Consider the following 5,282-nt stretch of genomic DNA (forward strand, 5'->3'; position numbering starts at 1 on the left):
GTCTCCGCCTGGCCCCTCCAGGTTGTCGTGCGTCGGGTGCTTAGTCCGTTGCGACCGCGAGGTCGGGCGTGCCCGACCCGGTGCCGAGCGCGGCCGAGGCGTTCACGCCGATGGACACGGGCGTGGCACGCGCCGTCGTGGTGAACACGTACTCGCCGGCGAGGAAGTCGACGTGCACGTGGTCACCCGCGTTGAGCTCGCCCTGCAGGATCTTCTCGGAGAGACGGTCCTCCACCTCGCGCTGGATCGCACGGCGCAGCGGCCGGGCGCCGAGAGCGGGGTCGAAGCCGACCTCGATCAGGTGCTCCTTCGCGGGGATCGTCAGTTCGACGGTCATGTCGCGGTCGAGCAGGCGGTCGCTGAGGCGCTTGATGAACAGGTCCACGATCTGGAGCAGTTCCGGCTTGGTCAGCTGCGGGAAGACGATGACCTCGTCGACGCGGTTGAGGAACTCGGGCTTGAAGTGCTTCTTGAGCTCCTCCTTCACCTTGCCGCTCATCCGCTCGTAGCCGGTCGTCGTGTCGCCCGAGAGCTGGAAGCCGACGGGCGAGCTGCTGATGTCCTTGGTGCCGAGGTTCGTGGTCATGATGATCACGGTGTTCTTGAAGTCGATCACGCGACCCTGGCCATCCGTCAACCGGCCCTCTTCCAGGATCTGGAGGAGGGAGTTGAAGATGTCCGGGTGGGCCTTCTCGATCTCGTCGAACAGCACAACGGAGAACGGCTTGCGACGCACCTTCTCGGTGAGCTGGCCGCCCTCTTCGAAGCCGACGAACCCGGGAGGCGCACCGAACAGGCGCGACACGGTGTGCTTCTCGCCGTACTCGCTCATGTCGAGCGAGATCATGGCGGCCTCGTCATCGAAGAGGAACTCGGCGAGCGCCTTGGCGAGCTCGGTCTTGCCGACGCCGGTGGGGCCGGCGAAGATGAACGAACCGCTCGGGCGCTTCGGGTCCTTGAGTCCGGCACGGGTGCGTCGAATGGTCTTGGCGAGCGCCGAGATGGCCTCTTCCTGGCCGATGACACGCTGGTGCAGGGCCTTCTCCATGAAGACGAGCCGCGACGACTCCTCCTCGGTGAGCTTGAACACCGGGATGCCGGTCGCCTGGGCGAGCACCTCGGCGATCAGGCCCTCGTCGACGACGGCGGTCGTCTTGACGTCGCCGGACTTCCACTTCTTCTCGAGGCGCAGTCGCTCGCCGAGGAGGTTCTTCTCCTCGTCGCGCAGGCCGGCGGCCTTCTCGAAGTCCTGGTCCTCGATCGCGGTCTCCTTCGCGGCGCGGACGACGGCGATCTTCTCGTCGAATTCGCGCAGCTCGGGCGGGCTCGACAGGATCGAGAGGCGGAGGCGCGCGCCGGCCTCGTCGATCAGGTCGATGGCCTTGTCCGGGAGGAACCGGTCGGACACGTAGCGGTCGGCGAGGTTCGCCGCGGCCACGAGGGCGCCGTCGGTGATGGACACCTTGTGGTGCGCCTCGTACCGGTCGCGCAGTCCCTTGAGGATGTTGATGGTGTGAGGAAGGGACGGCTCCGCGACCTGGATCGGCTGGAAGCGGCGCTCGAGCGCGGCATCCTTCTCGAAGTGCTTGCGGTACTCGTCGATCGTCGTCGCACCGATCGTCTGCAGCTCACCGCGGGCGAGGAGCGGCTTGAGGATCGACGCCGCGTCGATGGCGCCCTCAGCGGCACCGGCACCGACGAGGGTGTGGATCTCGTCGATGAAGATGATGATGTCGCCGCGGGTGCGGATCTCCTTGGTGACCTTCTTCAGGCGCTCCTCGAAGTCACCGCGGTAGCGGCTTCCGGCGATGAGCGAGCCGAGGTCGAGCGAGTAGAGCTGCTTGTCCTTGAGCGTCTCGGGCACATCACCCTTGACGATGGCCTGGGCGAGGCCCTCGACGACAGCGGTCTTGCCGACGCCGGGCTCCCCGATCAGGACCGGGTTGTTCTTCGATCGCCGGGACAGGATCTGCATGACCCGTTCGATCTCTTTCTCACGACCGATCACGGGGTCGAGCTTGTTCTCGCGCGCGGCCTGGGTGAGGTTACGGCCGAACTGGTCGAGAATCTGGCTGCCCGCCGGTCCGCTCGCCGTCTCGTTGGCACCGACCTGGACCTGCTCCTTGCCCTGGTAGCCGGACAGGAGCTGGATGACCTGCTGGCGCACCCGGTTGAGGTCAGCGCCGAGCTTGACGAGCACCTGGGCGGCGACGCCTTCACCCTCGCGGATGAGGCCGAGCAGGATGTGCTCGGTGCCGATGTAGTTGTGGCCGAGCTGCAGGGCCTCACGGAGGCTCAGCTCGAGCACCTTCTTGGCGCGCGGCGTGAACGGGATGTGCCCGGTCGGCTGCTGCTGGCCCTGGCCGATGATGTCCTGGACCTGCTCGCGCACGGCGTCGAGCGAAATGCCCAGGCTCTCGAGGGCCTTGGCGGCGACGCCTTCACCCTCGTGGATCAGCCCGAGCAGGATGTGCTCGGTGCCGATGTAGTTGTGGTTGAGCATCTTGGCCTCTTCCTGGGCCAAAACGACGACACGACGAGCTCGGTCGGTAAATCTCTCAAACATGTGATCACTCCCTTGGCACCAGGGGCAGGTGTGGCGCCGATACATCGAGAGTAACGAGGGAAGCAACCAAAGCGCGCCTCTGTTCGCCGCAGGCGTGACGGATGTCTGCGTCCGGCAATCCTTGCGGCGTCGCTTGAGTGGGTAATACCCTCATCATCGGGTCCGTGCGGCAGCCGCACCGGGTCGACGGCGGCGAGAGGCAGCATCATGGACGGCGTGGACAATCCGCAGGTCACGGCCCGGGCGAAAAACGGTCTCACGAAGAACCGGCCGCATGAGGCGGATGCCCGGAGCCGGGCGTCCCGGCCGCGCGTGACGCCGGGGGTGCGCTGGGGCCGCGTGGCGGCATCCGCTCGGCAGGACGAGCCGCTCGCGGTCGCCACGACGCTGCGATCGCCCTTCATCGCCGGATTCGTCGGGGCGCTCGGGGTGCTCTCTGCCGTGGTGCTCGGGGTCGCGCTTGCGTCGCTCTCGACGATCCTGATCTCGATCGGCGCCGCCCTGTTCATCGCCCTCGGCCTCGATCCCGTGGTGCGGCTGCTCGTCGGCAGGGGCCTGCGCCGCCCGCTCGCCATCGGGCTCGTGTTCGTGACCCTCACCGTCATCGCCGTGCTGCTCGTACTGCTCGTCGTTCCCGTGGTCGTGCGGCAGGTCGTGACCTTCGCCCAACTGGCGCCCGGCTACCTGGTCGGCCTGGAGCACCAGGACTGGTTCATCCTGTTGTCGGACCAGCTCGGGATCATCGACCTGCCCGCTCTCTTCGAGGGACTCATCGCCCTCGCGACCGACCCTGCGAGCTGGTTGTTCGTGGGCTCCGGCCTGGTCAAGGTCGGCGTCGGCCTCATCAACGGGATCACCGGCGGGATGATCGTGCTCATCCTGAGCCTGTACTTCCTCGCGTCGCTCGACCCGATGAAGAAGGCATTGTACGCGCTCGTGCCACGCCCGCGCCGGCCGGGCTTCATCGACATCTCCGAGCAGATCACCGGCTCGATCGGCGGCTATGTGAACGGGATGCTGCTGCTCTCGTGCCTGAATTCGGGCCTCGGCCTCGTGGCGATGCTGATCATCGGCGTGCCGTTCGCGGGGGTGCTCGCGGTCGTGGTCTTCGCGCTCGCGCTCGTGCCGCTGATCGGCTCGGTGTTCGCCGCGGCGATCGTGGTCGCGGTCGCCCTGCTCGCCTCCCCCGCGACGGCACTCTGGATCGGCCTCTACTACCTCGTGTACCTGCAGATCGAGGCCTACGTGCTCACCCCGCGGGTGATGAACAAGGCGATCGCCGTGCCCGGCTCACTCGTGGTGATCGGGGCGATCGCCGGCGGGGCACTGCTCGGGATGCTCGGGGCGCTCATCGCGATCCCGGTCACGGCCTCGATCCTGCTGATCATCAAGACCGTCGTCGTGCCCCGGCAGGACCGCGCCCGCTGACCCTCCCGACCGACCCTGACGGTCAGCGGGCGAGGGCATGGCGGGCCGCGGCCACCATGGCCTCGACGCCGGTCTGGATCGTGGGGTCCTGTACCGGAGCGTAGAACGGCGAGTGGTTGAAGTGCACGTCCTGCATGCGGCCGGCGGCGATCGCGGCACGGAACGCGGCGGGGTCGCCGCCACCGGTGAACCAGAAGAAGGACGGGCAGCCTGCGCGGGTGCCCCAGAGGCCGAAGTCCTCGCTCGGCGCCGCCTGCGGGCCGACGCCCACCCGGCCGGCGCCGAAGCGTTCTGTGAACAGTGCAGCGAACTCGGCCGTCACGGCCGGCTCGTTGACCAGGGCCGGCACCGAGAAGGTGACCTCGATCTCCGGCGGGCGCGGCGAACCGGCCGCCTCGCACTCGCCGGTGACGATCCGGGTGATGGCGGCGAGCATCCGCTCACGCACGAGCGGTTCGTAGGTGCGCATGCTGATGCCGAGCTCGGCAGAGTCGGGGATGATGTTCTGCTTGGTGCCGGCGTGCAGGGTGCCGATCGTGAGCACGCCGAAGTCGGCGGCGGCGATCTCGCGCGACACGATCGTCTGCAGGTGCAAGACGACGGATGCCGCGAGCACGACGGGATCGACGGACTGCTCGGGGGTGGATCCGTGTGACCCCGTGCCGTGCAGCACGATGCGGATCGAATCGGCCGCGGTCATGACGCTCCCTGCCCGGTAGAGCAGCTCGCCGGCCGGCCACGGGGTGACGTGCTGGCCGAGGGTGATGTCGGGCGTTCCGAAGCGGTCGAAGAAGCCATCGTCGATCATCGCGGCGGCGCCGGCGCCGAGCTCCTCGGCGGGCTGGAACACGAGCTGGAGGGTGCCGGACCAGTCGGCGCGCTGCCCGGCGAGGATGGCGGCGGCGCCGATCAGCCAGGTGGCGTGCATGTCGTGGCCGCAGGCGTGCATGACCGGCGACTCCACGCCGTCGACGCCGACCTGGGTGATCGTGCTCGCATAGCGCAGCCCGGTGGCCTCAGCGACGGGCAGGGCGTCGATGTCGGCGCGCAGCAGCACGGTCGGCCCGGCGCCGTTGCGCAGGATACCGACAACGCCGGTACGGCCGACGCCTTCGGTCACCGCGTAGCCGAGGGAGCGTAACCGCCCGGCGAGCAGGGCAGCGGTGCGGTGCTCGGCGAAGGAGAGCTCGGGGTTCCGGTGCAGGTCCTCGTAGAGCGCGCCGAGCCCGGGGAGCAGGTCCTCGACGGCGGCAGGCGTCTCCCCCGTGCCGGGCGCTGCCGGAGGGGC

General features: G+C 68.5%; 3 protein-coding genes. 1 reads left to right on the top strand and 2 read right to left on the bottom strand.

The genetic code is table 11. The features are described 5' to 3' along the window. Nucleotides 1–40 precede the first annotated feature (40 nt). Nucleotides 41–2,566, bottom strand: a complete 2,526-nt coding sequence (locus QN357_RS17735; RefSeq protein WP_134446303.1) for an ATP-dependent Clp protease ATP-binding subunit — start codon at nt 2,564–2,566, stop codon at nt 41–43. A gap of 216 nt (nt 2,567–2,782) precedes the next feature. Between QN357_RS17735 and QN357_RS17740 the strand changes: the two genes are divergently transcribed. Further along, nucleotides 2,783–3,994 (top strand): AI-2E family transporter, encoded by a 1,212-nt coding sequence (locus QN357_RS17740; protein WP_166787249.1) that lies wholly within the window; start codon nt 2,783–2,785, stop codon nt 3,992–3,994. 22 nt (nt 3,995–4,016) lie between these two features. Here the strand turns inward: QN357_RS17740 and QN357_RS17745 are convergent, their stop codons facing one another. Continuing rightward, nucleotides 4,017–5,231, bottom strand: a complete 1,215-nt coding sequence (locus QN357_RS17745) for an amidohydrolase (RefSeq protein WP_323505290.1) — start codon at nt 5,229–5,231, stop codon at nt 4,017–4,019. Between the last annotated feature and the right edge of the window lie 51 nt (nt 5,232–5,282).

Origin of the sequence: Cryobacterium sp. RTC2.1 (genome assembly GCF_035018685.1) — a bacterium.
Classification (GTDB): Bacteria; Actinomycetota; Actinomycetes; order Actinomycetales; family Microbacteriaceae; genus Cryobacterium; species Cryobacterium glucosi.

Coding starts and splice junctions, on each gene's coding strand:
- QN357_RS17735 (WP_134446303.1), bottom strand. CDS start 2,566: ATGTTTGAGAGATTTACCGACCGAGCTCGTCGTGTCGTCGTTTTGGCC.